The organism is Rhizomicrobium sp., from assembly GCF_056722145.1.
In genome coordinates this window covers 1-5,163 of record NZ_JBWZET010000239.1, presented here as the reverse complement: position 1 = coordinate 5,163, position 5,163 = coordinate 1, and the positions used below count along the sequence as shown (strand labels likewise).

Annotated in this window: 5 protein-coding genes; 1 reads left to right on the top strand and 4 read right to left on the bottom strand. The window is 63.4% G+C overall.

Annotated elements, in window-relative coordinates:
* The first annotated feature begins 349 nt into the window (after window positions 1–349).
* Window positions 350–925, top strand: a complete 576-nt coding sequence (locus tag AC1P6P_RS13020; RefSeq protein ID WP_481402874.1) for an SCO family protein — start codon at window positions 350–352, stop codon at window positions 923–925.
* Window positions 926–1,029: 104 nt separating this feature from the next.
* Here AC1P6P_RS13020 and lpdA read toward each other — a convergent pair whose 3' ends face one another.
* From lpdA to AC1P6P_RS13000, 4 genes are all read right to left on the bottom strand, one after another.
* Window positions 1,030–2,427, bottom strand: a complete 1,398-nt coding sequence (gene lpdA, locus AC1P6P_RS13015) for a dihydrolipoyl dehydrogenase (protein ID WP_481402873.1) — start codon at window positions 2,425–2,427, stop codon at window positions 1,030–1,032.
* 90 nt (window positions 2,428–2,517) lie between these two features.
* Window positions 2,518–3,867, bottom strand: coding sequence for a pyruvate dehydrogenase complex dihydrolipoamide acetyltransferase (locus tag AC1P6P_RS13010; RefSeq protein WP_481402872.1), 1,350 nt, complete (start codon window positions 3,865–3,867; stop codon window positions 2,518–2,520).
* A complete protein-coding gene (locus AC1P6P_RS13005; protein WP_481402871.1) occupies window positions 3,867–4,271 on the bottom strand; it encodes a GFA family protein in 405 nt (134 codons plus the stop codon). Before AC1P6P_RS13005 ends, AC1P6P_RS13010 begins: the two co-directional genes overlap by 1 nt.
* Window positions 4,272–4,273: 2 nt before the next feature.
* The coding region (locus tag AC1P6P_RS13000; RefSeq protein ID WP_481402870.1) for a pyruvate dehydrogenase complex E1 component subunit beta at window positions 4,274–5,163 on the bottom strand (890 nt) is incomplete at its 5' end.

Genomic DNA, 5,163 nt, shown 5'->3' with positions numbered 1-5,163 from the left:
GGACTCGGCTTGAGGCACCTCGGGCTGGTTATACCCTGGGCCCCCTTCCCCCTCACCCCGCAATGCTGCTCCGCAGCTTCGCAGGCTTCGGCCGGGGATGACAATAGAGTCTCACCGTGTCGCCGCTATCCGATGCGCCCCACCTATTCTTCCCCCGCGGGCACATCGGCGCTGGTGTCGACACGCAGACCGTGGGGGAAGTGGCGCGCCAGCGCCGAAGGGGGCTTGCGAGATAATGAGCCCCCTTTCCACGCTTTGCGTGGACTTCCCCCACGGTCTTCGTGCCGGCGACGATAGTCATGCGCCCGCGGGGGCAGAAAAGGAGACGCGAATGTGCTAGACATTTGCCATGCGCTTGTTGCTGCGATTCACCGTTATCGTCGCCCTCGCCTTGCTGGCGGCGTGCGCACCGAAAAAGCCCTGGCATGCGACCGACATCACCGGCTCGATGCCGGACCTTTCCTTCCGCATGGTGCGCGCCAGCGACGGGCTGAAAGTCAGCGAGCAGGATTATCGCGGCCGCACGGTGCTGCTCTATTTTGGCTACACCCACTGCCCCGACGTCTGCCCGACGACGCTGGCCAATCTTTCCGATGTCTTGAAGCGCCTCGGCCCCGATGCCGAAAAGGTGCGGGTGCTGTTCGTAAGCGTCGATCCCGACCGCGATACGCTCGATGTGCTGCAGCCGTTTGCACAATCGTTCGGGCCGCAAGTGGACGGCTTGCGCGGCTCCGACAATGCCATCGCCGATCTCGCCCGGCGCTATCGCGTCGCCTATGCGGTGGCGAAGACGCCCGAGTACGTCGTCACCCACACCAGCGCCGTGTTCGTGTTCGACAGCCACGGCCGCGCCCGGCTGGTGACGCTGGACACGAAGGACACGGCGGGGCTGGCGGACGATGTGAGAAGGGTGAGTAGTGAGTAGTGAGTAGTGAGTAGTGAGTAGTGAAAATCGCACGCTGGTGGCGTTGGTCAATCTCTACTCACTACTCACTACTCACTACTCACTACTCACTATTCCCTACTCACTCAAATATGCATCGCCTTCTTGTCGGCATCGAGCACGGATTCGTGCATCATTTCGGACAGGGTGGGATGCGGGAAAACGACCGTGGCGAGGTCGGCTTCGGTGGCTTCCAGCGTCTTGGCGATGCCGTAGCCCTGGATCAGCTCAGTCACTTCGGCGCCGACCATATGGGCCCCCAGGAGCTCGCCGGTTTCGGCGTCGAACACCGTCTTGATCAAGCCCTCGGGCTCGCCGAGCGCGATCGCCTTGCCGTTGCCGATGAAGGGGAAGCGGCCGACCTTGATCTTCTTGCCCGTCGCCTTGGCCTTGGCTTCGGTCATGCCGATGGAGGCGACCTGCGGATTGCAATAGGTGCAGCCCGGAACCTTCGAGGTGTCGAGCGGATGAACGCCCTTCACGCCGGCGATCTTCTCGGCGACGATCACGCCCTCATGCATCGCCTTGTGCGCCAACCACGGCGGGCCGACGAGATCGCCGATCGCCCACACACCGGGCGCGCCGGTTTCGCCCCACTGGTTGACCACGACATGGGTGCGATCGACCTTGATGCCCGCCTGTTCGAGGCCGATATTTTCGACGTTTCCGACAATGCCGACCGCGAGAATGACGCGATCGGCGGTGATGGTTTCGGTCTTGCCGTCCTTGGCTTTCAGCGTCGCGGTGACGGAGTTCTCGTTCTTCACCAGCTTGTCGACCGTGCTGGCGACGCGGATCTTCATGCCCTGCTTGACGAACGCCTTGTGCGCGAAGGCGGAGACTTCTTCATCTTCCACCGGCAGCACGCGGTCGAGCACTTCCACCACCGTGACGTCGGCGCCGAGGGTGCGGAAGAAGCTGGCGAACTCGATGCCGATGGCGCCGGAACCGACCACCAGCAGCGACTTCGGCATCATGTTGGGAACCAGCGCTTCCTTCGAGGTCCAGATCAACTTGCCGTCGGGCTCGAGACCGGGCAGCACGCGCGGACGGGCACCGGTGGCGAGCACGATGTGCTTCGCCGTCACCTCTTCGGTCTTGCCGTCCTTGGTGACCGCGAGTTTGCCCGCGCCGGCCAGCTTGGCGGTGCCGGAGATCACGGCGATCTTGTGCTTCTTCATCAGGAAGCCGACGCCATTCGAGAGCTGCTCCGAGACTTTGCGCGAGCGCTTGACGATCTTGTCGAGATCGAAGGTGACGTTCTCCACCGAGAAGCCGAACTCGGCGGCGCGGTGCATCAGGTGGAACACTTCGGCCGAACGCAACAGCGCCTTGGTCGGGATGCAGCCCCAGTTGAGGCAGATGCCGCCGAGCCGGTCGCGTTCCACCACGGCGGTTTTCAGCCCCAATTGCGCGGCGCGGATGGCGCACACGTATCCGCCCGGGCCACCGCCCACTACCACGACGTCGAAAACATCGGCCATTTCAATTCTCCGGTGATCAGCCTTCCAACGCGCTGGCCGCAATCGCGAACAGCATCGCCGCTTCGAGTTCTTCCATCCGCGAATAATCTCCTACAGCAGCATCGCCGCGGGATCTTCGACGAACTGCTTGAACACCTGCAGGAACCGCGAACCGGTGGCGCCGTCGATGACGCGATGATCGCAGCTCATGGTGACCGCCATCACCGTGGCGGTCTCGATCTTGCCGCCCACGACGACCGGCTTCTCTTCGCCGGCACCGACCGCCAGGATCGCAGCGTGCGGCGGGTTGATTACCGCGGTGAAATGCGAAATCCCGAACATGCCGAGATTGGAAATCGCAAACGTGCCGCCTTCGTATTCGTTCGGCTTCAGCTTCTTGTCGCGGGCGCGCGTGGCCAGCGCCTTGACCTCGTTGGAGATGGCGGCAAGCCCTTTGTCCTCGGCAGCGAACACGATCGGCGTGATCAGGCCGAAATCGAGCGCCACGGCAACGCCGACGTCGGCATGCTTGTGCCGCAGAACCGCGTTGTCGGTCCACGACGCGTTGACGGCCGGAACCTTCTTCAGCGCCAGCGCGGCGGCCTTCACCAGGAAGTCGTTGACCGACAGCTTGAAGGCGCCGTCCCCCTTGGGCGAGGCATCGTTGAGGCGCTTGCGGGCGGCAAGTAGCGCATCGATGCGGCAGTCCACCGTAAGATAGAAGTGCGGGATGCCGCTGGTGGACGCGGTCAAGCGTTTGGCAATCGCCTTACGCATGGAGTCGTGCGGAATTTCCTCGTAGTCGCCCGGCTTGAAGAAGACGCGGGCGTCGGGGATCAGGCTCGGCGCGGCCGGGGCTTCGGCAACGGGGGCTGCAGACTTGGCAACCGGGGCAGCCGCCGGCTTGGGCGCAGCGGGGGCTGGCTGAGCGGCTTCGACATCGGCCCGAACGATACGACCGCGCGGACCGGAGCCGGCGATGGCGTGCAGATCGATACCCTTCTCGGCGGCGATGCGCTTGGCCAGCGGCGAGGCGAAGATGCGCTCGCCGGTTTGTGCGTCTTTCGAGACGCTCGCATTCGCTCGCTCCTCAGGATGAGGGGTGGGAGTGGCGGCCGGCTCGGCTTTGGCGTCTTTCACGTCCTTGGTCTCGGCGGCGACGGCGGCTTTGATGCTCGACATTGCGGAGGAGATGTCGGGCGGCGCGGAGGCATCTTCGCCCTCGCCGACCAGGATCGCGATCGGGGCGTTGACCTTGACGCCCTCGGTGCCTTCGGCGACCAACAGTTTGCCGATGGTGCCTTCATCGACGGCTTCGAATTCCATCGTCGCCTTGTCGGTTTCGATCTCGGCGAGGATGTCGCCGGAATGGACTTCGTCGCCCTCCTTGACATGCCATTTGGCAAGCTTGCCCTCTTCCATGGTGGGCGACAACGCAGGCATCAGGATCTGTGTAGACATCAGCGGGCCTCGAGCGGCGTGAGTTTATGGGCGTTCGCTTCCCAATTGCGGCCATCGAAGCTGTTCACCTTGACCTTGGTGAAGCCGTGCATGTCGATGCAGCGGAAATTGACGCTGATGCCGTCGGGATGCGAACGCGGGATGTAGAACGATTTGATGCCGCACACCGGGCAGAAGTAATGGTGCGCGACCATGGTGTTGAACTGGTAGTCGGTGAGCACGCTTTCGCCGGCGATGAGGCGAAACCGGTCCTTCGGCACGATCAGGTGCAGAAAACCGGTCTTCGCACACATCGAGCAATTGCAGTCGTCGATCTCGACCTCGGCCGGCGCCAGCACTTCAAAGGCGACGGCGCCGCAGTGGCATCCGCCCTTGTGCCAACGCATGTCCGAGGTCGAGGTCATCGTCACGACCTGTAGCAGACCGATTTCGCCGCTTCGACGACGTCTTCCACCGTCGGCAGCGCCAGTTTTTCGAGGTTGTGGGCGTAGGGCATCGGCACGTCCTTGCCGTTTACCCTGACCGGCGGCGCATCGAGATAATCGAACGCCTTCTCGACCACCTGGGCGGCTATCTCCGAACCAATGGACGCCACCGGCCAGCCCTGCTCCACCATGACGACGCGGCCGGTCTTCTGGACCGAGGCGATGACGGTGTCGATGTCGAGCGGGCGAAGGGTACGCAGGTCGATCAGTTCGGCGTCGATGCCTTCGTTGGCCAGCGCCTCGGCGGCTTCGAGAATGGTGCCAACGCTGATCGAATAGGCCACCAGCGTCACGTCCTTGCCTTCGCGGATGACGCGCGCCTTGCCGATCGGCAGCACGAAATCATCCAGCTTGGGCACCGGGAACGACTTGCCGTAGACGATTTCGTTCTCGAGGAACACCACCGGATTGGGATCGCGGATCGCCGCCTTGAGCAGGCCCTTGGCATCGGCCGCAAAATACGGCGCGATTACCTTGATGCCCGGAATGTGGGCGTACCACGACGAGTAATCCTGGCTGTGCTGCGCCGCCACGCGCGCCGCAGCGCCGTTGGGAGCGCGGAACACGATCGGACAGCCGATGCCGCCGCCCGACATGTAGCGCGTCTTGGCGGCGGAGTTGACGATCTGGTCGATCGCCTGCATGCCGAAGTTCCAAGTCATGAACTCGATGATCGGCTTCAGACCGGCAAAACCGGCACCAATGCCGAGACCGGCAAAGCCCTGCTCGGTGATCGGCGTATCGATCACCCGCTTGGGCCCGAACTCGTCGAGCAGACCCTGGCTGACCTTATAAGCGCCCTGATACTGAG